The following is a 23,965-nucleotide window of genomic DNA, read 5'->3' on the forward strand; positions in this document are numbered from 1 at the left end:
CTTACAGATCCTCTTTGGATAACTCTGGGTTGGTGACAAAGTCGACGAGCCGTTCAACCGCGCCGATCAGGGTCGAGTCGAGATCGCGGAACGTCTCCACCGCCGAATAGACGCGGCGCCACCCTTCCTTCGGGTCCGACCAGCCGAGGCGTTTGCACACGCCCGTCTTCCAGTCCTCCCCGTACGGCACGTCTGGCCAGGCGCGCATTCGCAGCTTCTCCGGCTTCACCGCTGCCCAAATGTCGATGTATGGGTGCCCCGTCACGAGCACGTGTTCACCGACGTTGCGGACCAGGCGCGACTCCTTCGTGCCCTCGATGAGGTGGTCTGCGAGCACGCCGATTCGGCGCCCCGGCCCCGGCTGAAACTCGTCCAGGCGCGCCTGCAGGTTGTCCAACCCTTCGAGGTACTCCACGACGACGCCTTCGACCCGGAGGTCGTGGCCCCAGACCTTTTCCACAATCGCGGCGTCGTGAATGCCCTCGACCCAGATCCGGCTCGGCATGGCCACCTTCGCGCGGACATTTTCAACCTTCCGGGAGCCCGAGTTGGAGCGCTTCGGCCCGGAGTCCTGCTTGGGTACGTAGCGGGTCAGCGTGACGCGCTGTCCCTCCACCATGAACGCGCCGGGGAGCATCTTAAACAGTCGCTCGGTGCCGTAGCGGTCTTCGAGGCGGACGAAGTCGCCGTCGTAGGTGCGCTCGAAGCCGATGACCGCCCCGACGAAGTCGTTGCCCACGATCTCGACGATGATCCCGGGCTTTGCCGGCATCTCCGGGTAGGTCGGGCGCTTGCGTCGCACATGACCCTGAAAAATGTCTGCTCCGTAGCGGTCGTCATAGCTCATAGTGACCAGAGTGTATCTTCCCCAACCCCCGGTTCCTGTTAGGATACCCCGGATGCAAACTCGTGCCGAGGTTTATTCACCGCTCCAGAACACTGCCGTGTGGCTCGCCGCATGGCTGTACAACGTCGAAACCAGCGACGAAACCATGGACGCCTTGCGCGACCTCGGCGGCACCCACGAATACCTCGGCGGCCCGTTGTTGCCGCTGCTTCGCGACGTCCGCGCCGCAGCCGACCTGGACACCCCGGGTCCAGCGGTCCGCCTCATCCTCTGGGGACCGGGCCAGGCCGCCGGACTCATCGCAGGCAGCCCCGCTATGGAAGCTCTCACCCCGGCCGGCGCGATCGTCGTCCGTGGCGCGGACCAATCGCACATCCTCGTCCCCGAGTACACGGGCGCGTCCGTGCACTGGCGGTGGTTCGAGGAGTCCCGCCGGCTCCCGGAGCCCGCGTGGCTCAGCCCCGGCGAGGCCGACGCGCTTCTGTCCCAGGCAACCAACCAGGCAGCAGTGCTTATCGACGCCACGCGCTCCGCGAGCCCCGCAAACCAAGCGCTTCGCGAACTCCCCAACCCGCGCCTGACTGTGGGGACGCTCGCGGACTTCTACGACACGCCCGGCTTGCCCGCGGGCGTCACGTCGCGCGCCGCGAGGTTGTTCGCCCGCGCTGACCGGGTGGCGGCGATCATTGAGACGGTGACCGACCGGTTGGACGATCACTCCTTCGACCCCCAGCTCTTCGCGCTGTGGCGCCATATCCGCACCGCCCGCATGGCAGGCGTCGCCGACGCGGTGGTGGACTACCAGCGCGAGTACGCGGGGTCCACCGGCGGCGCTTAGCCGTTAAGCGCGCGGGCGGGCCGCTTCTGCGGCTCGCAGCACCCCTCGCAGCACGGGGCGCCGTTGCGGGTGCAGCCCTGGACGGTGAGCGTCGACAGGCTCGCTGGTTGCTCGCCCCGGGCGACCGCCTCCGCGATGTCGACGACCATGGACGCAAACTCCTGGGTCAGCCCGACGGTCGCGACGCGGTCCAGCGTGACCCCGCGGTTGTCGCAGGCGTGCTGCAGCTCAGTGTCCAGGTCCCACACGACCTCCATGTGGTCCGTAATGAACCCGATGGGGACACAGATGAGGTGCTGCACGTTGGCGTCGGCAAGCGCCTCCGCCCGGTCCACCACATCCGGCTCGAGCCACGGCGTGGCCGGGTTGCCCGACCTGGACTGCCAGACCACCTCGTAGTCGGGCGCGCCAGCGCGCTCCGCGACGAGCCGCGCGGCCTCCGCGACCTGCCGGGAGTAGAGGTTTGCGTTATCGGGGCCGCCCGAGCTGACATCGGCCGCCGTGGGCACGCTGTGGGCAGTAAACAGCACCCGGTAGTCCTTGTCCTGCGCCCGTGCGATTGCGCCTTTGAGGCCTGCTGCGACCTGGTCGATGAACGCCTCATTGCCGTAGAACTGCCACAGCTTGGTGAACTCGACTTCGGGTGCCACCTCGCGCATGCGCTGGATGTCCTCGTCGTACTGCCTGCAGGCGGAATAGCCACCCCACGCGCTCGTGACAAAGACGAGGACGCGGCGCGCGCCGTCTGCGGCGAGCTGCTTCGCGGTGTCCTCCGCAAAGGGGTGCCAATTGCGGTTGCCAAAATAAACGGGCAACTCGATCCCGCGGCGCTCCAGCTCGGCGCGGATGTTGGCGATCAGCGTGCGGTTCTGCTGGTTGATGGGGCTCACACCACCAAAGTGGAAGTAGTGCTCGCCGACCTTGGCCAGTCGCTCCTTGGGAATGCCCCGGCCGCGCGTGACGTTCTCCAAAAACGGAATAACCTCGTCCTTTCCTTCGGGTCCGCCGAAGGAAAGGACGAGGAGTGCATCGTAGTCAGATAGCTTCATGCCACTGATGGTAGTTCGGTGGCAATCCGCGGCGTCACACCGCTTCGCCGCCTAGAGCAAACGCACCGCGTTCGGGGCCATTCCGGAATAGCGCACCGGGGAAATCTGCACGTTCTGCCCGGCCTGCGGGGCCTCGATCATGGTGCCGTCGCCAAGATAGATGGCCACGTGCTGGTTGCCGCCCGGACCCCAGAACAGGAGGTCGCCGCGCTGCGCCTCGCTCGCCGGCACCTGGGTGCCGCGCTGGTACTGGTACCCGGTGTAGTGGGGCAGCGAAATGCCCACCGCAGCGAAGGCGTAGAGCACGAGGCCCGAGCAATCGAAGCCCGCCTGGCTGCCGCCGTCCACGCCCGTGGTCGGACCGTTGGCGTCACCGCCGCCCCACACGTACGGGGTGCCGATGGCGGATTGGGCGCGGGCGATCACGGTCTCGATGGAACCGGAGCTAGAGGCGCTCTGCGAGCCGCTGGCCTTGCCCACGGCGCTCTGAATCGTGTCCGAGACCGTTGCTGCGGAGTCGACCTCCGGAAGCACGGAGTTGAGATCCTCAGTGGTGCCAGTGGATGCGGATTCTTCGTCCGAGGTCTGGCTCACCTGCGCGGCCGCACCGCCACCGAGCGCGTCGCTCAGCCCGCCGGCGAACGCCGCGATGACCTCGCTGTCGCTCGAGGAGCCGTACGGGCTTTCCAGGCTTGTGTGGTTGGCTTGGGTCGCGCCAACCATCGCGGCGGCGGCGATGATTCCTGCCGCCGCGGCGATGGTGTCTTCGGAGATGTTCAGGTCACTGGACATGCCGCTGAAGGACGGCGCTGGCGCGTCGGGTGCGCCGGCTGCGCCCGCCTCCGGCTCCGATTGCAGGCTCTCCCCGTTCGCTGCGGCGGCGTTGGTGAGGGCTTGCGCGACCGTCTCCGAGCTCAGCTGTGCGACCGAGGGATCGATGTCCGCCGCGTGCTGCTCGACGCGAAGCACCACGTCCTCGGGGATCTCGTCAGCAGTGACCTGCTGCTCAGGGGCGGCAGCGGACGCTTCAATGCTCGGCTGCGCGGCTTGGCCCTGCGCGGACTGTTGCTGCGCCCCCTCCGACTCAGCCGTCTGGGAGGTTGCAAGTGCCGCCGTCTCGCCCGAGTCCGCCGCCTCAGTCGGGCTACCGGACTCGCTCGCATCGGTCTGGGGGGCCGATCCCGACGCCTGGCGCTGCTCGGCTAACGACGCCTGAGCGCTGTCCAACTCGGACTGCGCCCGATCACGCTCCCGACGCTGCTCGGCCAGGGCCTCGCTGGTGGAGTCGAGCAGCTCGCGGGCCTCGGCCTCCGCGGCCTCCGCCTCGCTGGCGGTCGACTCCGCGAGCTGGCTCGCTTTGCGCTGGATCGACGCCTCGTTGGCTGCCTCGGTGCGTGCGCGCTCGACCTCGTCGAGCTTCGCCCGGCGTTCGTCGCTGCGCTGACGCAGGTACAGCGAACGGTCGAGCACGTCCTTCTGGGCGTCACCGCTGGTGGCCATGTCGAGCCCGCCGCTCTGGCCGGCGCCGCGGTACTGCGACCGCGTGACCTCGTCGAGCGCTGCTCGCGCCTCCTCGACGGCGTGTTCCGAGGCTTCCAGGCGCTTCTTCGCTTCCTCTGCACCCTGGCGAGCCTGCTCGGCGCGGCCTTGGGCATCCTTGAGGTCCACGAGCGCCTGATTGACCTTTTCCTGCAGGTCGCCGATGTTCAAGTTCAGGTCATCGATGTTGGACTGCGCCTGCGAAATGCTGGTGACCAGCTCCGTCATGGACGCAGGTTGCGCGGTTGCCACTGGGGTGACCAGCGTCGCCGCGAGAGACAGAGTTGTGGAACACGCGATCGTGCCGAGCGCAATGCGCGCGCGACCCGACCGGGTGAACCTCGATGGTTCTACCACGGAATGGGGCTCCTCACGCCGCGCGCCCAGGCATGACAAATCAAGCGAGGAGCAAAGTGCTTCTCGACGATTCACCGCCACAGGTGACTAGCCTGCAGCCTTGACGCGCAGCCCTAATGGGTTGACTACTGATGCAGGCACGCGAGCCTTCAGCCCCACCTTCGTTACTGGCCTGGTTCTTGGCGTGCTTCCCCACATGCCCGAACCGGGGCCTTGACCGAATGACGAGTTCAGTCAAGGAGTAAGGCCTGAAACGATTGGTGTTGCATTCAGCTCACGAGCCGACAGCAAGACCATACGACACGTAATCAACTTGTTGCACAATCTTTACCAAAAACCACAACAGTCAAGGCTTTTCACATGACCTGATAGCGCCAGGTACAGCAGATATAGCCGATACGAACAAGTAGTGTGAAGTTCGACACATTTCCCGGCAGGGGGAACAAGTCGCCATGGCCGTTGCGCTGGGATCGCGATGTGGCTGCGTATCCCTTGATGCAAGACAGAACCGTCAAGGCGAACGACTTGACTTATTGAGGGGGTGGCTAACGGCGTGCGCGCCAGGCGGACAACGCCGCGATGCACGCAAGCGCGAGCACCACCGATCCAACGGCAATCCCCCACGCCACGGAGTGTCCCTGCGCCGCCTCCGCGAACGCGACGACCCCTTGCGGGTAGTCAGGCTGGGCCACCATTGCGGTTTGCCCGCGCTCGATCGCCGCCCGGCTGAGCGAATCGCTCACCGCGATAGCGGCGTTCGGCGTCCGGACCACGACCGTGTCGTAACCGGTGCCATTGAGGAGGTCCTGTGCGACGTCGCGAAGGTCTGCAATCTGCAGTGGGGTCTGCTCAAGCACAACGAGCCCGGCCGCCCCCATGTCGTCGGACGGTGCTTGCGTCAGCGCGTCGCGCATTGCGGCTTCGAGCGGTACGTTGACGGGGTTTTCCGTCCCAAAGGCGATCCCATCCTCCTGGAGCTGGGCTTCCAGACTCGCCATGTCAACGTCTACTGGAATCACGTCGTCCCTTTCCGCTCTCATTCGCCGTCGTTACGGAGTGTAATCGGCTCGCCGTCACCCTTTGCGCTCCGGTCTTCCAACACGCAGCCGGAAACCTACCACGCATTTGGGGGTAAGCAGTGTGGCCAGAGTGAGCGCGCTCCGCCCTCGCCGTCGCTGCGTTTGCCCAGGTGCTTTGGTTATCCGGGTGCGTTTGCCCCCGCGGATGAGGGGATTTGGATGCTCCGGGGCGTCGATAAGCGCGCCCCAGCGCAAAACATAACGACCGTACTGTTATTATGGCGACGGAACCGTGAGAGGTCGCATATCATTATTGGTTGACCATCACGTGTCATAGTTCCCAGATTTGCATTACGACGAGAAATGGAGCTCACTGTGGCTGAAAGCAAGAACTCCTTCAACGCTAAGCAGACCCTCGAGGTCGGCGGTAAGTCCTACGACTACTTTGCCCTCGATGCGGTTGACGGCATGAAGAAGCTGCCCTACTCCCTGAAGGTGCTCGGCGAGAACCTGCTGCGCACCGAGGACGGCAAGAACGTCACCGAAGACCACATCAAGGCAATCGCCAACTGGGATCCGTCGGCAGAACCGTCGATTGAGATCCAGTTCACCCCGGCCCGCGTCCTCATGCAGGACTTCACCGGCGTGCCCTGCGTCGTCGACCTTGCAACCATGCGCGAGGCAGTTAGCGACCTCGGCGGCAGCCCGGACCAGGTCAACCCGCTGAACCCGGCCGAGATGGTCATTGACCACTCCGTCATCATCGAGGCATTCGGCTCCGACGCTGCACTGGATAAGAACGTCGAGATCGAGTACCAGCGCAACGAGGAGCGCTACCAGTTCCTGCGTTGGGGTGCTGAGAACTTCTCCAACTTCCGCGTCGTTCCGCCGGGAACCGGCATCGTCCACCAGGTCAACATTGAGTACCTCTCCCGCGTCGTCTTTGACAACGAGGGCCTTGCCTACCCGGATACCTGCATTGGTACCGACTCCCACACCACCATGGAGAACGGCCTGGGCATCCTGGGCTGGGGCGTCGGCGGCATCGAGGCAGAGGCGGCCATGCTGGGCCAGCCGGTGTCCATGCTCATCCCCCGCGTTGTCGGCTTCAAGCTCACCGGTGAGATCCCGGTCGGCGTGACCGCTACCGACGTCGTGCTGACCATCACCGAGATGCTCCGCGAGCATGGCGTGGTGCAGAAGTTCGTCGAGTTCTACGGCAACGGCGTCAAGCAGATCCCGCTGGCAAACCGCGCCACCATCGGCAACATGAGCCCGGAGTTCGGCTCCACCTGCGCGATCTTCCCGATCGACGAGGAGACCATCAACTACCTCGAGCTGACCGGCCGCGACCAGGAGGACATCGACCGCGTCGAGGCATACGCCAAGGCACAGGGCATGTGGCTGGAGCAGGACGCCGAGGAGGCCGAGTACTCCGAGTACCTCGAGCTGGACCTCTCCACCGTCGTGCCGTCCATCGCCGGCCCGAAGCGCCCGCAGGACCGCATCCTGCTGTCCGAGGCCAAGAACACCTTCCGCACCCAGCTGCCGGACTACAACACCGCTGGCAACGACGTCACCGAGCCGGTGCGCGCCGAGAAGTCCGAGACCGTGGACTACAACCAGTCCTGGCCGGGTCACGGCGAGTCCGCCGCTGACGGCGCCGAGGGCCGCGCTTCCAAGCCGGTCATCGTCGAGTCCCCGCAGGGCGGCGAGTACACCCTCGACCACGGCATGGTTGCCATCGCTGCAATCACCTCTTGCACCAACACTTCCAACCCGTCCGTCATGGTCGGCGCCGCACTGCTCGCGCGCAAGGCTGCTGAAAAGGGCCTGCACGCCAAGCCGTGGGTCAAGACCATCATGGCTCCCGGTTCCCAGGTTGTCGACGGCTACTACGAGCGCGGCGACCTGTGGAAGGACCTCGAGGCAGTCGGCTTCTACCTCACCGGCTTCGGCTGCGCATCCTGCATCGGTAACTCCGGCCCGCTGCCGACCGAGGTCTCCGACGCCATCAACGAGTACGACCTGACCGCCACCGCGGTCCTGTCCGGTAACCGTAACTTCGAGGGCCGCATCTCCCCCGACGTGAAGATGAACTACCTGGCCTCCCCGCTGCTGGTTATCGCGTACTCCATTGCCGGCACCATGGACTTCGACTTCGACGCCCAGCCGCTCGGCCAGGACGCCGACGGCAACGACGTCTTCCTCAAGGACGTTTGGCCGTCCACCGAAGAGATCGAGAGCACCATCTCCGGCATCATCTCCCGCGAGATGTACGAGGCTGACTACGCCGACGTGTTCAAGGGCGACGAGCAGTGGCAGAACCTGGACATCCCGCAGGGCAAGACCTTCGACTGGAACGAGGACTCCACCTACATCCGCAAGGCTCCGTACTTCGACGGTATGCCGGAGCAGCCGGAGGCAGTCGAGGACATCGCCGGCGCACGCGTGCTGGCCAAGCTCGGCGACTCAGTGACCACCGACCACATCTCCCCTGCTTCCTCCATCAAGCCGGGCACCCCGGCGGCGAACTACCTGGACGAGCACGGTGTGGCACGCCACGACTACAACTCCTTCGGTTCCCGTCGTGGTAACCACGAGGTCATGGTCCGCGGTACCTTCGCCAACATCCGCCTGCGCAACGAGCTGGTGGACGAGCAGGGCGGCTACACCCGCGACTTCACCCAGGAGGGCGCACCGCAGGCGTACATCTACGACGCCGCGATGAACTACGCAGAGAAGAACATCCCGCTCGTGGTCATCGCCGGCAAGGAGTACGGCACCGGTTCCTCCCGCGACTGGGCCGCAAAGGGCACCAACCTGCTCGGTGTGAAGGCCGTCATCGCGGAGTCCTTCGAGCGCATCCACCGCTCGAACCTCATCGGCATGGGCGTGCTGCCGCTGCAGTTCCCCGAGGGCCAGTCGCACGGCTCCCTGGGCCTCGACGGCACCGAGACCTTCGAGGTCACGGGCATCACCGCCTTTAACGACGGCGACACGATCCCGGAGACCGTCCACGTTGCAGCAACGAAGGACGGCGGCGAGAAGGTCGAGTTCGACGCAGTTGTCCGCGTCGACACGCCTGGTGAGGCAGAGTACTTCCGCCACGGCGGCATCCTGCAGTACGTGCTGCGCCAGATGGTCAAGAACTAACTCCTTGACCCTGTAGAGGGGTAACCCGGGCTTCCCGCCCGGGTACCCCTCTTCGTTTTCTCACCACCGAACCATTCATCCCGCACCCCTATTACAGGAAGGATTGCACCGCGCATGCCCATCGTCAGTGAAGGCGAACTCGCACGTCGGCGCCAAGAAATCATTGATGCCGCTCGGCTCTGCTTCGCCCACTACGGCTTCGAAGGCGCTACCGTGGCCAAGCTCGAACAGGCTACGGGCAAGACGCGCGGGGCAATCTTCCATCACTTTGCGGATAAGGAAGCGCTGTTTCTCGCCATCGCGAGCGAGGACGCGGAGCGGCAGGCGGCGGTGGTGAGCAACCAGGGCCTGGTCGAGGTCATGCGCGACATGCTCCACCACCGCGAAAAGAACGACTGGTTTGTCACCCGCGCGGAGATCGTCCGCAAGCTCCGCACCGACCCGGAGTTTGAGCAACGGTGGCGCGCTCACCAAGAGGTTCTGGACCAAGCTGTCCATGATCGCATCGTGTCCAACCGAGCCATGCGCGAGGACGTCGCCATCGACGTTGTCCAGACTTACCTGGAGACGGTGTTCGAAGGATTCGTGGTCAAGCTCGCTGCGGGCGAGCCCGTCGAGCGCCTAGAGGCCATGCTCTCGCTCGTCGAGCAGTCGGTCCGTAAGCCGGTTAGTGAAAAATAGACCAAGCGGTATAGAATTACCGCTATGTCCAAGCTGCTTTTCCTCTCCCTGCGACAAGGCGAGCTCGCACCCGAGATCGCGCGTGCCGAATACCACGACGTCCTTAACGCCGCCGGCCTGAGCGAGGTTGACGTCGAGCTCAAGATCCTGGACCGGGTTGACGAGGAAGTTGGCTCGCTGGAGGCCATTAGCGGGATCATCATCGGCGGCAGCTCGCTCAACGTCAGCAACGCCGAGTACTCACCGTGGCAGCGCCACATTAACGACGTGCTCGCGGGCGTGGTCGAATCGGGCTTGCCAGTATTTTTCGTCTGCTTTGGCATCTCGTGGCTGGTTGATCACCTCGGTGGCACCGTCGGCCACACACACCCGGAGAACTCAGGCCCGACGAGCGTTGCGTTGACGGAAGCCGGCCGCGGCGACAAGCTGCTGCGCGGCGCCACGGAGCAGTTCACAGCACTCACCGGGCACACCGAGAACCCGGACGTAGACAGTCTCCCGGAGGCGCTTACCGTCCTCGCCACCGGACCCACCTGCCCCGTCCAGATGGTCCGCTACGGCGACCACGTGTGGGCCACCCAGTTCCACGCTGAAATGGACGCCGCCGCGATGCACACCCGGATGGACTTCTTCTACAACTACGGGTACTTCCCCGCCGAGGACTACGCTCGTATCGTCGCCGATTTGCCCAACCACGACGTCGCCTGGGCCAACGCGATCCTGCGGAACTTTGCACAGTACTGCTTCGACCGCAGCCCGGCCCACGCGCCGAAGGTGTAGCAGGAGCCCTGGAGGGAGTCCCGTGGCGGGTTAGCGCCCGATCTCGCGCACCGGGGTCTGCCCGTTCTGGAACTCGAACGGGTTCGCAATGCCCGCGACGCTGTCGCGACCAGCTAGCTCGACGATCACTTCAGCGACGAGCTCGCGCGAGGTCTGCGGGTGGCCCTGGGCGTCGTCGCCCTCGAGGTCGATGGTGGCGTAGCCGGGCACGGGGCCGTCGACAAGCATGCCCGGGCCAAGAATGACCTGCTCGAGGTCGCTGTCCATGATGCGCACATCGACCGTCTTTTTGGACTCGACGTAGGCGTACCACGCGCCGTCATCATCCGTGGTGGCGAAGCGCGCGCCCGCGTAGGACACCATGAGAAGTCGGGGCGTGTGCTCGGTGAGCTGCTCAAGCGCTTCCACGACGCGCAGCGCCGCGTCTCGGTCCACAGCGTAGGTCGCCTCGGCGGAGCTTCCGCCCGCGCCAGCGGACCACACCACCACATCAAACTTGGACAGCAGCGCCGCCCACTGCTCTACGGAGAGCCCCGTGATGTCGCGCACCATTGCCTGCGCGCCCGCCTGCTCGATGCGGGCGACGTGATCGGGATTGCGCACAAGGCCGGTGACCTCGTGGCCCTGCTGGACCAGCAGCGGCACCGAGTGGCGGCTCACGTGACCGCCCGCGCCGATGACGAGCACACGCGCGGTGCGCTCAGGCGTTTCCGACGCCGTGGTGGCAAATGGTTGGGGTGCAGAAGCATTGGGGGTGTTCGCAGATTCAGTCATGCGACCCACCGTAACCAAGTCGGCGCGGACTCGCTGTGGCGCAACTCTCACCCGCGTCCGTACGTGCCACTATGATGGTCCCTCATGCACGCAATTATTACGACTACCGGCCCGGACCGTGTTGGCATCATCGCCGCAGTCGCGGGCGCCGCAGCAGAGCGCAACCTGAACATTCTCGACGTCTCGCAGACGCTCATGGACAACTACTTCACCATGGTCATGCGCGTCGCGCTGCCGGACGACACCCCGGATATGGGCGAACTCCAGGATCACCTGACGCAAGTGGGCGACGCGCTCGGGGTGGTCGTGCGCATTCAGTCCGAGGACCTGTTCACCGCGATGAACGAAGTCTAGGGGCGGCGCGATGGCTACAGACTTCGACTTCAAATCCGCCCACATCCTCGACGTCATTAAGATGATCGAGGACTACCGCCTGGACATCCGCACCGTAACCATGGGCATTTCGCTCATCGGCTGCACCCGCTCCACCATGGACGCCACCTGCCAGGCGGTGTACGACCGCGTCACCGCACGCGCCGCCCGCCTCGTCGAGGTGTGCGAGGGCATCGAGCGCGAGCTGGGCATCCCGATTGTGAACAAGCGCATCTCCGTCTCCCCCGTCTCGCTCGTCGCCGCCGGCGTGGATGGAAACCCGGTCGACATCGCACGTGCCCTGGACAAGGCGGCGTCGGAGCTCGGCGTGAACTTCGTCGGTGGTTACTCCGCGCTCGTGGAAAAGGGTACGACGTCCTCGGACCGTCGGCTCATCGACTCGATCCCCGAGGCGCTGAGCGTGACCCAGGCCGTCTGTGGCTCCGTGAACGTGGGTACCTCGCGCGCCGGCATCAACATGGACGCCGTGGCGCGCATGGGCGAGGTAGTCAAGGAGGCCGCCGAGCTGACCAAGGACGAGTCCTCCATCGCCTGCGCGAAGCTCGTCGTGTTTGCCAACGCCGTGGGAGACAACCCGTTCATGGCTGGCGCATTCCACGGCATTGAGGAGCCGGACACCGTCGTCTCTGTCGGCGTATCCGGCCCGGGCGTCGTGGACAACGCGATCACCCCGCTCAAGGGTGCTTCGCTCAACGAGATCGCCGAGGAGATCAAGAAGGCCGCGTTTAAGATCACGCGCGCTGGCCAGCTCGTGGGCAATATGGCCGCCGAACGACTCGGCGTGCCGTTTGGCATCGTCGACCTCTCGCTCGCCCCGACAGCGGAGGTCGGCGACTCCGTGGCGCACATCCTCGAACACATCGGGCTCGAGCAGGTGGGCACCCACGGCACTACGGCGGCGCTCGCCCTGCTCAACGACGCGGTGAAAAAGGGCGGCATGATGGCCTGCTCCCGCGTCGGTGGCCTGTCCGGCTCCTTCATCCCGGTCTCCGAGGACCAGGGCATGATTGACGCCGTGCACTCCGGCGCAATTTCCATGGACAAGCTCGAGGCGATGACCTCGATCTGCTCCGTCGGCTTCGACATGATCGCGATCCCCGGCGACACCCCGGCCGAAACCATCGCGGGCATGATTGCCGACGAAGCCGCGATCGGCATCATGAACCATAAGACCACCGCCGCACGCCTCATCCCAGTCCCGGGCACGAAGCCGGGCGACGAGGTGAACTTCGGCGGACTGCTCGGCTACGCGCCAGTCATTCCGGTGAACACGAAGGGCAGCGCCGAGATGATCCGGCGCGGCGGCTTCATCCCGGCACCGGTGCACGGTTTTAGGAACTAGTGGCGCTTCCTCCCGATGAGGAAGTAGGCCGCCCAGCCAAGCGTGTTCACCGCGCCGATGATGGGCGCCCACAGCCACTTCGGGCCGCGCACCCTGCCGTCTTTCGCACGCGCAAGGTCGCGCAGCGCAAGCGCCTTGCCGAGCGCGTCAATGGCGGCCAGCATGCCGACGATGGTCTTCTGGTCGCTCGACATGGCGTTCCACGCGTCGCGGAACATGGTGATGAGGTCGTTGTTCTTCGTCATACCAGCGAGTCTAGCCGGGCGAACTCATCCCGCTACGCCAGCTCCACGATCTCCATGTACTCGTCGCTCCACAGGTCCTCGTCGCCCTCGGGCATGATGATCACGCGCTCCGGCTCGAGCGCGCGCACTGCCCCCGGGTCGTGGGTGACCAGGACGACGGCCCCGGTGTAGGTCTTGAGCGCGTCAAGCACCTGCTCGCGAGATTGCGGATCCAGGTTGTTCGTGGGCTCGTCGAGAAGCAGCACATTGGCGCGGGAGGAAACGAGCGTGGCGAGCGCGAGGCGCGTCTTCTCACCGCCGGAGAGAGTGCCAGCCGGCTGTTCGAGCTTGTCGCCCGAGAACATAAAGGCGCCGAGCAGGCCTCGCAGGTCCTGCTGGCCGGCATCGGGGCAGGCCTCGATGGTGTTCTCCCAGACGCTCTTGTCGCCGTCGATCGTGTCGTGCTCCTGCGCGAAGTATCCGATCTTCAGCCCATGCCCGGACACGAGGCCGCCCTCGCCGTCAGTGCGCTCCACACCGGCCAGCAGCTTCAGCAGCGTCGTCTTACCCGCGCCGTTGGTGCCGAGCACGACAACGCGCGAGCCCTTGTCAATCGCCAGGTCAACCCCGGCAAAGACCTCGAGCGAGCCGTACATCTTGGTCAGCCCCTTGCCGTACAGCGGAGTCTTGCCGCACGGCGCTGGCTCGGGGAAGCTAATCGACGCAAACTTGTCTGCCACCCGGACCTCATCGAGTTGCTCCATCATGCGGTCGGCGCGCGCGAGCATCTGCTTCGCCGCAGCTGCCTTCGTGGCCTTCGCACCGAGCTTTGCCGCCTGCTTCTGCAGCGCAGACGCCTTCTTCTCCGCATTGGCGCGCTCGCGGCGGCGGCGCGCTTCGTCGAGCGCGCGTGCGTCTTTGTACTTGGCAAAGCCCATGTTGTACACGTCCGCCTCGGCGCGGACGGCGTCGAGGAACCAGACCTTGTTGCACACGGCGTCGAGCAGTTCGACGTCGTGCGAGATCATGATGAGGCCGCCCTCGTGCTTGGACAGGAAGTTGCGCAGCCAGCTAATCGAGTCGGCGTCGAGGTGGTTCGTGGGCTCGTCGAGAAGCAGCGTGGTCTGCGACTTGCCCGACCCCTGGCGCGAGGCGAAGAGAATCTGCGCGAGCTCCACGCGGCGGCGCTGGCCACCCGACAGGGTCTTCAGCTGCTGGTCCAGGACTCGGCTGGGCAGACCGAGGTTGTCGCAAATCTGCGCCGCCTCCGCGTTCGCCTCGTAGCCGCCGAGCGCCTGGTACCGCTCCTCCAGGCGGGAGAACTTGGCAATCGCCTTGTCGCGCTCCGCCCCGTCGGTGGTCTCCATGATCTCCTGCTGCTTGGCCATCGAGCGCTGGATCTGGTCGAGGCCGCGAGCGGAAAGCACTCGCGCGCGTGCGGTCTGCTCGATGTCACCCTCTTTGGAGTCCTGCGGCAGGTAGCCGATCTCGCCCGAACGCGTCACCGAACCGCCATACGGTTCCGTTTCCCCCGAGAGGATGCGCATGGTCGTCGTCTTGCCCGCGCCGTTTCGCCCCACCAGCCCGATACGGTCGCCCGGCTGCACGCGCAGGTGCTGACCGGGCGCAGACAGGAGCGTGCGTGCGCCGACGCGGACTTCGAGATCATTGGTGACAATCACGGGATCACTGTAGCAAGCACCCCCAAATCGACACCGCAGGGTCAGCAGGGTCAGCAATGCAAAAGGTCCCCCTCACGGCGCGAACCGTGAGGGGGACACCGAGGGGTGCTACACCGCGAACCCGAGAGCGCGGAGCTGCTCGCGGCCCTCTTCAGTAATCATCTGCGGGCCCCACGGCGGCATCCATACCCAGTTGAGCACGATGTCGTCCGCCTCGGTGTTGCCCACCACGGCCTGCTGCGCCTGCTCTTCGAGCACATCTGTCAGCGGGCATGCCGGCGAGGTGAGCGTCATGTTGATGCACGCGATCGTCTTGCCGTCGCGCTCCTCAATCCACAGGTCGTAGACCAGGCCGAGGTCGACGACGTTGATCCCCAGCTCCGGGTCGATCACGTCGCGGAGGAACTCCTCCACCTCTCCGGCCAGCTTGAGCTGTGCATCGGTCTGGGGCGGACGCTCGCCCGCGCCGCCGAAGTTCGACGCGGAGCCGCCTTTGGCAGCATCAACGTCGGCAGCAGTGGTCTGTTCGTTGACGTTGTCTTCAGCCATGTCCTAGCTCTCCTTTTTCTCCAGGGCCTCGTGCGTTGCCGCCTCGAAGGCCTTCCACCCGAGCAGCGCGCACTTCACACGCGCCGGGAACTTCGCCACGCCACCGAACGCAACGCCGTCGCCAATCAGCTCCGGGTCGCCCTCGATGGTGCCGCGCGAGGTGATCATCTCCTCGAACGACCCCAGCTTCTCCATCGCCTGCTCGACGGGGAGCCCCTTCAGCTCCTCCGCCATCACGCTTGTCGACGCCTGCGAGATCGAGCAACCGGCCGCATCGTAGGAAACATCCTCCACCGTTTTCCCATCCTCGGAAAGGTGAACGCGCAGCGTCAGCTCGTCGCCGCAGGACGGGTTCACGTGGTGCACCTCCGCCTCGTACGGCTCGCGCAGCCCGGCGTACTGGGGGTTCTTGTAGTGGTCCAGGATCACTTCCTGGTACATCGATTCAAGGTTCATCGTGCGAAAAACTCCTTCGCCTTGCCAATCGCTGCCACCAGCGTATCCACTTCTTCCTTCGTGTTGTACAGGTAGAAGCTTGCGCGCGAGGTGGATTGCAGGTTCAGGCCGCGGTGGGCAGGCCACGCGCAGTGGTGCCCGGTGCGGATTGCCACGCCTTCGGAGTCCAGCACCTGACCGAGGTCGTGCGGGTGCACACCGTCGACGGTAAACGAGATCGCACCGCCACGCTGCTCGGCGGTGAGCGGCCCCGCGATCTGCAGCCCCTCGATGCCCTGCATCTGCTCGAGCGCGTACGCGGTGAGCTCTTGCTCGTGGGCGTGGATGGCGTCCATGCCGACCTCGTTGAGGAACTCGACTGCGGCACCTAGCCCCACGACCTGGCTGGTCATCTGGGTGCCCGCCTCAAATCGCTGCGGTGCCGGCGCGAAGGTGGTCTTTTCCATCTTCACAATCTCAATCATCGAGCCGCCCGTGAGGAACGGCGGCAGCTGATTGAGAATGTCGCCCTTGCCGTACACGGCGCCGACGCCCGATGGCCCGCACATTTTGTGGCCGGAGAAGGCAGCGAAGTCGACGTCGAGCGCGTGCAGGTCGACCGGCATGTGCGGCACCGATTGACACGCGTCGAGCACCGTCAAGGCGCCGACGGCCTTCGCGCGGCGCACCAGCTCGTCAACGTCAGCGACAGCACCGGTGACGTTCGACTGGTGCGTAAACGCCACGACCTTGACGGTCTCGTCCACCTCGAGCGAGTCCAGATCGATCCGCCCGTCCGGCGTCATCGTGTACCACTTCAGGGTCGCACCAGTGCGCTCGGCGAGTTCCTGCCACGGCACGAGGTTGGCGTGGTGCTCAAGCTCGGTGATGACGATGGTGTCGCCTTCACGCACCGCGAGATCGCCCGCGCGCTCGTCGCCAAGCACATAGGCGACGAGGTTGAGTCCCTCAGTCGCGTTCTTTGTAAACGCGATTTCGTGCCCGTCCGCGCCGACGAACGCCGCGATGGCGTCGCGTGCCGTCTCATAGGCATCCGTGGCTTCTTCAGCAAGCTGGTAGGAGCCGCGGTGCACCGGCGCGAAGGTGTTGAGGACGAAGTCTCGCTCGACGTTCCACACGCGTTCCGGTCGCTGCGACGTCGCACCGGAGTCGAGGTAGACGAGCTTCTTGCCGTCCCTCACGGTGCGCGACAGGATCGGAAACTCCGCGCGGATCGCCTCCACGTTGAGTGTTCCGTTGTCGTTGACGTATCCCATTAGATGAACTTCTCGTAGCCTTCTGCCTCGAGCTGGTCTGCCAGCGATGCGTCGCCGGTCTGCACGATCTTGCCGTCAGCAAACACGTGCACGAACTGCGGCTGGACGTAGTTGAGGATGCGCTTGTAGTGGGTGATCATGAGGACGCCGCCGTTGGTTTCCTCCTGGTACTTGTTGATGCCCTCGGAGACGATGCGCAGCGCGTCAACGTCAAGACCGGAGTCGGTCTCGTCCATGACAGCGAACTTCGGCTTCATCAGCGCGAGCTGCATGACCTCGTGGCGCTTCTTCTCGCCGCCGGAGAAGCCCTCGTTGACCGAGCGCTCGGAGAAGGAGGCGTCCATCTGCAGGGACTCGCGGGCGGCGTTGAGCTCAGCAACCCACTCGCGCAGCTTCGGGGACTCGCCACGCACCGCGGTGACGGCGGAGCGCATGAAGTTGGACGAAGACACGCCCGGGACCTCAACCGGGTACTGCATTGCCAGGAAGAGGCCGGCGCGAGCGCGCTCGTCGATCTCCATCTCCAGGATGTTCTCGCCGTCGAGCAGCACCTCGCCCTCGGTGACCTCGTACTTCGGGTGGCCCGCAAGGGTGTAGGCCAGGGTGGACTTGCCGGAGCCGTTCGGGCCCATGATTGCGTGAGTCTCGCCCGCCTTGATGGTCAGGTTCACGCCCTTGAGGATCGGCTTCGGCTCCTGACCTTCCTCCGTGGGCAAGACGTTGGCGTGCAGGTTCTTAATTTCAAGCGTAGACATTCGGTGTTTTCAGCTTTCTTTATTCGGTGACGCGGGTTTTACAGGTGTACAGCGACGTAGCTGGGGCGCTTAGGAGTTGCTCCGCTCGAGCTCGCCGGCAACGCGGGCGATGAGCTCGTCCCGGACGGACTCGACAGGGATCTGGTTGAGGACCTCGTTGAAGAATCCGCGGATGATCAGGCGGGTCGCCTCGTCCTCCGGGATGCCGCGGGAGCGCAGGTAGAACAGCTGCTCATCGTCGAAGCGTCCCACGGTCGCTGCGTGGCCGGCGCCGGCGATCTCGCCGGTCTCGATCTCCAGGTTGGGAATCGCGTCGGCTCGTGCGCCGTCGGTGAGCACCAGGTTGCGGTTCGTCTCGTAGGTGTCGGTGCCCTTCGCGTCGGAGCGAATCAGGACGTCGCCAACCCAGCAGGTACGGGCCTCCGGCAGCGAAGACTGCTTGTCGCCCTGCAGTGCGCCCTTGTACAGGACGTTGGAGCGGCAGTTCGGGACGGAGTGGTCAACGAGCATGCGGTTCTCGATGTACTGGCCCGCGTCCGCGAAGTAGACGCCGGTCAGCTCCGCGTCGCCGCCCGGCGCTGCGAACTTCACGCGCGGGGTGATGCGGACAACCTCGCCGCCGAACGTTGCGACGTGGTGGCGCAGCGTGGCATCGCGCTCGACCAGCACGGACTGCTGTCCGATGTGGACAGCGTCGGAGTTCCACTCCGCATCCACAATCGCGTGGACGCGGGAGCCCTCGCCGATGTGCCAGTTCACGTTGTCGGCGTGGGTACCGGTGCCCTCGTAGCGCAGGATGACGTTCGCCTTGGAGTGCGTGCCCGATTCAACCAGGATGTTGCCGAACGTGGTGACATCCTCACCTGCACCGCTAACGGTGATGGTCACGTCTTCGTCCAACTCTGTATCTGCCGGAATGGACACGATGTAGCCGGACTTCGCAGAGGACCAGGCCTGCGCTGCGACGCGATCGACGGCGCCGCCAACGACCTTGAGGCGATCGTCGTCAATTGCGACCTCTTCGACGCTGACCGCTTCGGGGGCGTCGATCTTTATTTGCGCCTTTGCAGCGTCGGCGAACTTGCCGTTGTGCAGACCACGAAGGCGACGCAGGGAGATGAAGCGCCAGACCTCGTCGCGACCGCCCGGGACCGGGAAGTCGTCGACGGTGAAGGATTGGAAGAGGTCACCCTTGTTGTTGTGCGGGGTGGCGTTTTGTACGGGATCAACAGAGACGGTCATTGGGGTTAGCCCACCGATCCTTCCATTTGCAGCTCGATGAGACGGTTCAGTTCAAGGGCGTACTCCATCGGGAGCTCCTTGGCGATCGGCTCGACGAAGCCGCGCACGATCATGGCCATTGCTTCTTCCTCCGGAATGCCGCGGCTCATGAGGTAGAACAGCTGCTCCTCAGAGACCTTGGAAACCTTCGCCTCGTGGCCGAGGGTGACTCGGTCATTACGAATGTCGTTGTAGGGGTACGTGTCGGAACGGGAGATGTCGTCCACCAGCAGGGCGTCACACTCGACGTTGGAGGTGGAGTGGTGCGCGTTCGCGTTCACCTGAATCAGGCCGCGGTACGCGGAACGTCCGCCGCCGCGAGCCACGGACTTGGATACCACGGACGAGGAGGTGTGCGGTGCCATGTGGGTCATCTTCGCGCCGGTGTCCTGGAACTGGCCCTCGCCCGCAAACGCGACGGAAAGGACCTCGCCACGCGCGTGCTCGCCAGTCATCCACACGGCCGGGTACTTCATGGTCACCTTCGAGCCGATGTTGCCGTCGACCCATTCCATGGTGGCGCCCTCTTCGGCCTTCGCGCGCTTGGTCACCAGATTGTACACGTTGCCGGACCAGTTCTGGATCGTGGTGTAGCGGCAGCGGCCGCCCTTCTTCACGATGATCTCCACGACCGCGGAGTGCAGGGAGTCCGACTTGTAGATCGGGGCTGTGCAGCCCTCGACGTAGTGGACGTACGCGTCCTCATCGACGATGATCAGGGTGCGCTCGAACTGGCCCATGTTTTCCGTGTTGATGCGGAAGTAGGCCTGCAGCGGAATGTCCACGTGGACCCCCGGCGGAACGTAGATAAAGGAGCCACCAGACCAGACAGCGGAGTTCAGCGCGGAGAACTTGTTATCGCCGGCCGGAATCACCGTGCCGAAGTGCTCCTTGAACAGCTCCTCGTGCTCGCGCAGCGCGGTATCGGTGTCGACGAAGATAACGCCCTTTTCCTCCAGGTCCTCGCGGATCTGGTGGTAGACCACCTCGGACTCGTACTGAGCCGCGACGCCGGCGACGAGGCGCTGCTTCTCCGCCTCAGGAATACCGAGCTTGTCGTAGGTGTGCTTAATGTCCTCCGGAAGATCGTCCCAAGAGGCCGCCTGCTCCTCCGTGGAGCGCACGTAATACTTAATGTTGTCGAAGTCGATGTCGGAGAGGTCTGCGCCCCAGGTCGGCATCGGCTTCTTGTCAAAGATGTCGAGCGCCTTGAGACGCTGGTTAAGCATCCACTCCGGCTCGTTCTTGATCCCGGAGATGTCCTTGACAACGTCCTTGTTCAGACCGCGCCGTGCGGAGGCGCCAGCCACATCGGAGTCGTGCCAGCCGTAGCTGTAGGCGCCGATGGAGTCGATGATCTCATCATCATTCATCGGCTTGTCCAGGCCGGGTGCGGGGTTAGCTTTCGTCATAGTCTCCGCTCCTTTCGTTTATGGTTCCCGCCGCCGTAGCGGTAGCGGCGAGTGGAATGTTGGTTGTGCAGATGCCGTTGCCGTCTGCGATCAGCGCGAGCGGCTGCACGTGTTTGCCCACCAGAGCCGAGATCGCCTCGTGCTCTGCCTCGCAGATCTCCGGGTGCGCGGACGCAACCTCGGAGACTGGGCAGTGGTGCTGGCACAACTGGATTCCGTTGCCAACGGCGCTCACCGTTGCCGCGTACCCATGTTGATCAAGCACCTCGGCGACAGCTTCAACGGTAGCCTGCGTGCGCGCCGCCTCGCTGTCTCCTTCCGGCGATGTGTCGGCCCCGTGGGCCCCGTCGACACCCTGGAGGATCTTGTCAATCCGGGCGCGGGCAAAATCGCGCACGGCCGCCTCACCCCCGAGTGTCTTAATCATTTCGACGGCCTCGACTGCGAGGTCGTCATATTGCGTGCCAAATGAGCGCCGCCCGCTGTCAGTGAGCCGGAAGTGCTTGGCGGGTCTCCCCCGCGTCGCTTCTTCTCCGGCGATGGCGCGCGGACCGCACGTCTCCGCCAGCTCCGACTCAATGAGTTTGTCAAGGTGGCGGCGCACACCGGCGGCAGAAAGGCCTAATTGCGCGGCTATGTCGGTGGCGGTCACCGGGCCAAGCGTGAGAAGCGCGCGCATGACTTCGGTGCGGGTATCGCTCCCCGCAGCGTGGTGCTGCTCGGCCATTGCTTCACCTCAGCTTCCGTGTCGCTCGACGTCTCCGCGAAATCCGCGGACAAAAGGACGATCCTTTCGCCTTTACACAACACTAGTGTTTCCAAAATATTTCCGCTGCGGCGGGTCCCCAGCGTGTCGCAAAGCATTGCCGCTCTGCGAGCGCCCGGGCCTTAGAATGCGTGATGTGACCCCTGCACGCCCCACCCCCGAGACCACGCGGCCGTCCACGCTTGTCGACGCCCTGCCCCGATTCGGTGCGCCCGGCTCCCGCTCAGCCGCGCTGCACCGCGCTGGGATTTCGGACGAGGGGGTTCGCGCGTCCGTCGTCGAGCTCAATCGATTCGCGCTTTTGCGCTGGTTGGGCGCGGTCGGCACGCTCCTGATCGGCCTCGGCGGGCTCGGTGGCGGGGCGCTGCCCGTGGTGGACAACCCCTGGTTCGACCTTCCCGGCGGCGCGTTCATGGGGAGGATGCTGCAGGCCTCTTCCTCACTCGTGCTCATCGGCGTCGGCTGTCTCGTGGTCGCGTGGCTGCTCATGGGACCGTTCGTCGGTGCCGGGACCAACCATGCGCGAATCAGCGCCCGGGTGGTGTTTCGGACCTTCCTGGTGTGGGCGGCGCCCCTGCTGCTCACCGCGCCCCTGTTTACCCAGGACATCTACTCGTACCTGGCGCAGGGATCCATCGTTCGGCAGGGGCTGGACCCCTACGCCGCGGGCCCCGTCGAGCTGCTGGGCACCGAGAACCGGCTCGCACGGTCCGTCCCGTTCATCTGGGCGCACTCCCCCAGCCCGTACGGCCCCGTTGCGCTCGGGATTGCTTCCGCGGTGTCATGGATCACCCAGGACTCGATCTACTTCGGGGTGTTGTGCCACCGCGTCTTGTCGCTCGCCGGCGTGGTGGCCGCGGCGTGGGGTATCCGCGCGCTGGCACGACGGTGCGGCGTCCACGGCGCGACCGCGCTCTGGCTGGGGGTCTTGAACCCCCTGGCAATCCTGCACCTCATTGCCGGCATCCACAACGAGTCGATCATGCTCGGGTTCCTCCTCGTCGGTATGGAGGTAGGGCTACGGGGCATCGACGCGCTTGCGGCCGGCGGGCAGCGGCGTCGGGGGTGGGCGCTGTTCCTCATCTCCGGGGCACTCCTGTCCTGCGGCGGGCTGGTCAAGGTCACCGGGTTTATTGCCCTCGGGTTTACGGGCATGGCGCTGGCGCGGGTGTGGGCGCGAGGTGGGGGCAAGCGGGCGTCGATAAGCGCAATTTGCACCGCGGCCCTCGTCCAGGCGGGGTGCCTTGCGGTGACGGCTGGGCTGATCTCCTGGTTCACCGGAATCGGGCTTGGGTGGGTCACCGGGCAAGGCGGCGCGGCGACGATCCGCAGCTGGCTGTCGCTGACCACGGACATCGGCGTGATCAGCGGTTTTACGGGGATGCTGCTGCAGCTGGGCGACCACACGGAGGCGATCTTGAGCATCACGCGCGGCGTGGGACTCCTCGTCGCCGGCGCGTTCCTCGTGCGCATGCTCTGGGCGACGTTCCGCGGTTCCATCCACCCTGTCGGCGGGCTGGGTGTGGCCACGCTCGTGCTCGTCCTGCTCTTCCCAGTGGTTCACCCCTGGTATCCGCTCTGGGGGATCCTGCCGCTCGCGGCGTGGGCGAATCGCTTCTTCTTCCGGGCTGCCGTCGCGATTTACTCTGCGCTTTTTAGCTTCTTGGTGCTGCCGCGCGGGCTCGCGCTGCCGCCGGGGACCGTCGCGACGATTTATCTCGCTGCCGCGGTGTGGTTTGCGGTCATGTGCGCCGCCGCGTGGTTCTGGTACCGCCGTACGGCCGGGAGAGGTCTACACTAACCAACCATGCCAAGCATGGAACCTGAAGCCCTCGTGCTCAACGAGGTAGTCAAGCAATTCGGGCCCAAGCGCGCTGTCGACGGGGTCTCATTCACCGCTCGACGCGGCGAGCTTCTCGCGCTGCTGGGGCCAAACGGGGCGGGCAAGACCACCACCATCGAGATGTGCGAGGGGTTCACGCAGCCGACCTCCGGGTCCATCCGAGTCTTAGGGTACGACCCCGCGACCGAGCCACAGCGGGTTCGAGACCGCATCGGCATCATGCTCCAGGGCGGCGGATCATACTCCGGGGTCAAGGTGCGGGAGATGCTGCACCTCGCGGCGTCCTACAACGAGGACCCGCACGACCCCGACTGGCTCATCGAGCTGCTCGGGCTCGAGGGGGTAGCGTCAACGACGTACCGCAGACTTTCCGGCGGGCAGCAGCAGCGACTCTCCCTCGCCCTGGCCATTATCGGCAGGCCCGAACTCCTCTTCCTCGACGAACCCACCGCAGGCATGGACGCGCAGTCCCGGCTCGCGGTGTGGGAGCTGGTCAATGCGATGAAGCGCGATGGCACCACGATCGTGCTGACCACCCACCTGATGGACGAGGCCGAATCGCTGGCGGACCGCGTGGTCATTGTGGATCGGGGGCGCGTCGTTGCCACCGGCGAGCCGGCGGAGCTCACCTCCCACGAGGACTACCCGCTCGTATCGTTCGGTACCGCGCAAGCGCTGGACTTGGAAACGTTCAACGACTCGCTGCGCGCGTTCGGCGCTGCGGACCGGGAAGCGGAAAACGTCAGGCCTCTGTCCTACCGCGTGCGCGGCGACGGCAGCCCCCAGCTGGTTGAGGCCATCGCGCACGCCGCGGCCCAGCAAGATGTCCTACTGCGCGAACTTAGCGTGTCGCACCGAAACCTTGAGGACGTCTTCCTCGACATCACCGGCCGAGAGCTGCGCAGCTAGCGCAGACCGTTGCTTGAATACTTGAAGGAGGTACACCATGACGACAGCCCATGATGC

Annotated in this window: 22 protein-coding genes; 8 read left to right on the plus strand and 14 right to left on the minus strand. The window is 65.1% G+C overall.

Going from position 1 to position 23,965, the window contains the following annotated elements; all coding sequences use genetic code 11:
• Nucleotide 1: 1 nt before the first annotated feature.
• Nucleotides 2-847: a DUF3097 domain-containing protein gene (locus CKJ82_RS00445; protein WP_095536595.1), complete on the minus strand. Its 846-nt coding sequence runs from the start codon at nucleotides 845-847 to the stop codon at nucleotides 2-4.
• Nucleotides 848-899: 52 nt separating this feature from the next.
• On the opposite strand from CKJ82_RS00445, the gene CKJ82_RS00450 reads away from it, so the two are divergent.
• Nucleotides 900-1,685, plus strand: coding sequence for an Rv1486c family protein (locus tag CKJ82_RS00450; RefSeq protein ID WP_095536596.1), 786 nt, complete (start codon nucleotides 900-902; stop codon nucleotides 1,683-1,685).
• On the opposite strand, the gene CKJ82_RS00455 is transcribed toward CKJ82_RS00450, so the two are convergent.
• The 3 genes from CKJ82_RS00455 to CKJ82_RS00465 all read right to left on the minus strand — a co-directional run bounded on the left by CKJ82_RS00455 (nucleotide 1,682) and on the right by CKJ82_RS00465 (nucleotide 5,628).
• Entirely contained in the window at nucleotides 1,682-2,734 is a 1,053-nt protein-coding gene (locus tag CKJ82_RS00455; protein WP_095536597.1) for a ferrochelatase, read from the minus strand. The genes CKJ82_RS00450 and CKJ82_RS00455 overlap by 4 nt on opposite strands.
• 51 nt (nucleotides 2,735-2,785) lie before the next feature.
• Complete coding sequence (locus CKJ82_RS00460; protein ID WP_095536598.1) at nucleotides 2,786-4,630, minus strand: DIP1281 family NlpC/P60 protein; 1,845 nt, start codon at nucleotides 4,628-4,630, stop codon at nucleotides 2,786-2,788.
• 545 nt (nucleotides 4,631-5,175) lie between these two features.
• Nucleotides 5,176-5,628 (minus strand): Rv1476 family membrane protein, encoded by a 453-nt coding sequence (locus tag CKJ82_RS00465; RefSeq protein ID WP_133063987.1) that lies wholly within the window; start codon nucleotides 5,626-5,628, stop codon nucleotides 5,176-5,178.
• Nucleotides 5,629-6,024: 396 nt separating this feature from the next.
• On the opposite strand from CKJ82_RS00465, the gene acnA reads away from it, so the two are divergent.
• From acnA to CKJ82_RS00480, 3 genes are all read left to right on the plus strand, one after another.
• Complete coding sequence (acnA, locus tag CKJ82_RS00470) at nucleotides 6,025-8,805, plus strand: aconitate hydratase AcnA (protein ID WP_205691162.1); 2,781 nt, start codon at nucleotides 6,025-6,027, stop codon at nucleotides 8,803-8,805.
• Between the two features lie 114 nt (nucleotides 8,806-8,919).
• Nucleotides 8,920-9,486, plus strand: a complete 567-nt coding sequence (locus CKJ82_RS00475) for a TetR/AcrR family transcriptional regulator (protein ID WP_095536166.1) — start codon at nucleotides 8,920-8,922, stop codon at nucleotides 9,484-9,486.
• 24 nt (nucleotides 9,487-9,510) lie between these two features.
• The gene (locus tag CKJ82_RS00480) at nucleotides 9,511-10,266 is read left to right on the plus strand and encodes a glutamine amidotransferase (protein ID WP_095536601.1); all 756 of its coding nucleotides are present in this window, start codon (nucleotides 9,511-9,513) and stop codon (nucleotides 10,264-10,266) included.
• Nucleotides 10,267-10,296: 30 nt separating this feature from the next.
• Here the strand turns inward: CKJ82_RS00480 and CKJ82_RS00485 are convergent, their stop codons facing one another.
• A complete protein-coding gene (locus CKJ82_RS00485; protein WP_095536602.1) occupies nucleotides 10,297-11,040 on the minus strand; it encodes an NAD(P)H-binding protein in 744 nt (247 codons plus the stop codon).
• Nucleotides 11,041-11,124: 84 nt separating this feature from the next.
• Here CKJ82_RS00485 and CKJ82_RS00490 point away from each other — a divergent pair, with 84 nt between their 5' ends.
• Nucleotides 11,125-11,394 carry an ACT domain-containing protein gene (locus tag CKJ82_RS00490; RefSeq protein ID WP_095276510.1) on the plus strand — a complete coding sequence of 90 codons (270 nt, stop codon included), beginning with the start codon at nucleotides 11,125-11,127 and terminating at the stop codon, nucleotides 11,392-11,394.
• 10 nt (nucleotides 11,395-11,404) lie between these two features.
• A complete protein-coding gene (locus CKJ82_RS00495) occupies nucleotides 11,405-12,775 on the plus strand; it encodes a PFL family protein (RefSeq protein ID WP_095536603.1) in 1,371 nt (456 codons plus the stop codon).
• Here the strand turns inward: CKJ82_RS00495 and CKJ82_RS00500 are convergent.
• The 9 genes from CKJ82_RS00500 to CKJ82_RS00540 form a co-directional block, all read right to left on the minus strand.
• Nucleotides 12,772-13,020 carry a PLDc N-terminal domain-containing protein gene (locus CKJ82_RS00500; protein WP_240510628.1) on the minus strand — a complete coding sequence of 83 codons (249 nt, stop codon included), beginning with the start codon at nucleotides 13,018-13,020 and terminating at the stop codon, nucleotides 12,772-12,774. The two genes, CKJ82_RS00495 and CKJ82_RS00500, sit on opposite strands and share 4 nt — an antisense overlap.
• A gap of 32 nt (nucleotides 13,021-13,052) precedes the next feature.
• Nucleotides 13,053-14,681, minus strand: coding sequence for an ABC-F family ATP-binding cassette domain-containing protein (locus CKJ82_RS00505; protein WP_095536604.1), 1,629 nt, complete (start codon nucleotides 14,679-14,681; stop codon nucleotides 13,053-13,055).
• 108 nt (nucleotides 14,682-14,789) lie between these two features.
• Nucleotides 14,790-15,230: a metal-sulfur cluster assembly factor gene (locus tag CKJ82_RS00510; RefSeq protein WP_095536605.1), complete on the minus strand. Its 441-nt coding sequence runs from the start codon at nucleotides 15,228-15,230 to the stop codon at nucleotides 14,790-14,792.
• A 3-nt stretch (nucleotides 15,231-15,233) separates the two neighbouring features.
• Entirely contained in the window at nucleotides 15,234-15,686 is a 453-nt protein-coding gene (gene sufU, locus CKJ82_RS00515; protein WP_095536172.1) for a Fe-S cluster assembly sulfur transfer protein SufU, read from the minus strand.
• Nucleotides 15,683-16,942 carry a cysteine desulfurase gene (locus CKJ82_RS00520; RefSeq protein ID WP_095536606.1) on the minus strand — a complete coding sequence of 420 codons (1,260 nt, stop codon included), beginning with the start codon at nucleotides 16,940-16,942 and terminating at the stop codon, nucleotides 15,683-15,685. Before CKJ82_RS00520 ends, sufU begins: the two co-directional genes overlap by 4 nt.
• The gene (gene sufC / locus CKJ82_RS00525; RefSeq protein ID WP_095276490.1) at nucleotides 16,942-17,697 is read right to left on the minus strand and encodes a Fe-S cluster assembly ATPase SufC; all 756 of its coding nucleotides are present in this window, start codon (nucleotides 17,695-17,697) and stop codon (nucleotides 16,942-16,944) included. Before sufC ends, CKJ82_RS00520 begins: the two co-directional genes overlap by 1 nt.
• A 69-nt stretch (nucleotides 17,698-17,766) precedes the next feature.
• Nucleotides 17,767-18,939: a Fe-S cluster assembly protein SufD gene (gene sufD, locus CKJ82_RS00530; RefSeq protein WP_095536607.1), complete on the minus strand. Its 1,173-nt coding sequence runs from the start codon at nucleotides 18,937-18,939 to the stop codon at nucleotides 17,767-17,769.
• Between the two features lie 5 nt (nucleotides 18,940-18,944).
• Entirely contained in the window at nucleotides 18,945-20,390 is a 1,446-nt protein-coding gene (sufB, locus tag CKJ82_RS00535; RefSeq protein ID WP_095276483.1) for a Fe-S cluster assembly protein SufB, read from the minus strand.
• Nucleotides 20,377-21,117 carry a helix-turn-helix transcriptional regulator gene (locus tag CKJ82_RS00540; RefSeq protein WP_095536608.1) on the minus strand — a complete coding sequence of 247 codons (741 nt, stop codon included), beginning with the start codon at nucleotides 21,115-21,117 and terminating at the stop codon, nucleotides 20,377-20,379. Before CKJ82_RS00540 ends, sufB begins: the two co-directional genes overlap by 14 nt.
• A 175-nt stretch (nucleotides 21,118-21,292) precedes the next feature.
• Here CKJ82_RS00540 and mptB point away from each other — a divergent pair, with 175 nt between their 5' ends.
• Together mptB and CKJ82_RS00550 are read left to right on the plus strand one after the other, a co-directional pair.
• Nucleotides 21,293-22,957 carry a polyprenol phosphomannose-dependent alpha 1,6 mannosyltransferase MptB gene (gene mptB / locus CKJ82_RS00545; protein ID WP_240510629.1) on the plus strand — a complete coding sequence of 555 codons (1,665 nt, stop codon included), beginning with the start codon at nucleotides 21,293-21,295 and terminating at the stop codon, nucleotides 22,955-22,957.
• Nucleotides 22,958-22,963: 6 nt separating this feature from the next.
• Nucleotides 22,964-23,908 carry an ABC transporter ATP-binding protein gene (locus CKJ82_RS00550; RefSeq protein ID WP_240510571.1) on the plus strand — a complete coding sequence of 315 codons (945 nt, stop codon included), beginning with the start codon at nucleotides 22,964-22,966 and terminating at the stop codon, nucleotides 23,906-23,908.
• The last annotated feature ends 57 nt before the right edge of the window (nucleotides 23,909-23,965 follow it).

Origin of the sequence: Corynebacterium gottingense, from assembly GCF_002285125.1 — a bacterium.
GTDB lineage: Bacteria > Actinomycetota > Actinomycetes > Mycobacteriales > Mycobacteriaceae > Corynebacterium > Corynebacterium gottingense.

Coding starts and splice junctions, on each gene's coding strand:
- CKJ82_RS00445 (WP_095536595.1), bottom strand. CDS start 847: ATGAGCTATGACGACCGCTACGGAGCAGACATTTTTCAGGGTCATGTG.
- CKJ82_RS00450 (WP_095536596.1), top strand. CDS start 900: ATGCAAACTCGTGCCGAGGTTTATTCACCGCTCCAGAACACTGCCGTG.
- CKJ82_RS00455 (WP_095536597.1), bottom strand. CDS start 2,734: ATGAAGCTATCTGACTACGATGCACTCCTCGTCCTTTCCTTCGGCGGA.
- CKJ82_RS00465 (WP_133063987.1), bottom strand. CDS start 5,628: ATGGCGAGTCTGGAAGCCCAGCTCCAGGAGGATGGGATCGCCTTTGGG.
- CKJ82_RS00475 (WP_095536166.1), top strand. CDS start 8,920: ATGCCCATCGTCAGTGAAGGCGAACTCGCACGTCGGCGCCAAGAAATC.
- CKJ82_RS00480 (WP_095536601.1), top strand. CDS start 9,511: ATGTCCAAGCTGCTTTTCCTCTCCCTGCGACAAGGCGAGCTCGCACCC.
- CKJ82_RS00485 (WP_095536602.1), bottom strand. CDS start 11,040: ATGACTGAATCTGCGAACACCCCCAATGCTTCTGCACCCCAACCATTT.
- CKJ82_RS00490 (WP_095276510.1), top strand. CDS start 11,125: ATGCACGCAATTATTACGACTACCGGCCCGGACCGTGTTGGCATCATC.
- CKJ82_RS00495 (WP_095536603.1), top strand. CDS start 11,405: ATGGCTACAGACTTCGACTTCAAATCCGCCCACATCCTCGACGTCATT.
- CKJ82_RS00500 (WP_240510628.1), bottom strand. CDS start 13,020: ATGACGAAGAACAACGACCTCATCACCATGTTCCGCGACGCGTGGAAC.
- CKJ82_RS00510 (WP_095536605.1), bottom strand. CDS start 15,230: ATGGCTGAAGACAACGTCAACGAACAGACCACTGCTGCCGACGTTGAT.
- sufU (WP_095536172.1), bottom strand. CDS start 15,686: ATGAACCTTGAATCGATGTACCAGGAAGTGATCCTGGACCACTACAAG.
- CKJ82_RS00520 (WP_095536606.1), bottom strand. CDS start 16,942: ATGGGATACGTCAACGACAACGGAACACTCAACGTGGAGGCGATCCGC.
- sufC (WP_095276490.1), bottom strand. CDS start 17,697: ATGTCTACGCTTGAAATTAAGAACCTGCACGCCAACGTCTTGCCCACG.
- sufD (WP_095536607.1), bottom strand. CDS start 18,939: ATGACCGTCTCTGTTGATCCCGTACAAAACGCCACCCCGCACAACAAC.
- sufB (WP_095276483.1), bottom strand. CDS start 20,390: ATGACGAAAGCTAACCCCGCACCCGGCCTGGACAAGCCGATGAATGAT.
- CKJ82_RS00540 (WP_095536608.1), bottom strand. CDS start 21,117: ATGGCCGAGCAGCACCACGCTGCGGGGAGCGATACCCGCACCGAAGTC.
- CKJ82_RS00550 (WP_240510571.1), top strand. CDS start 22,964: ATGCCAAGCATGGAACCTGAAGCCCTCGTGCTCAACGAGGTAGTCAAG.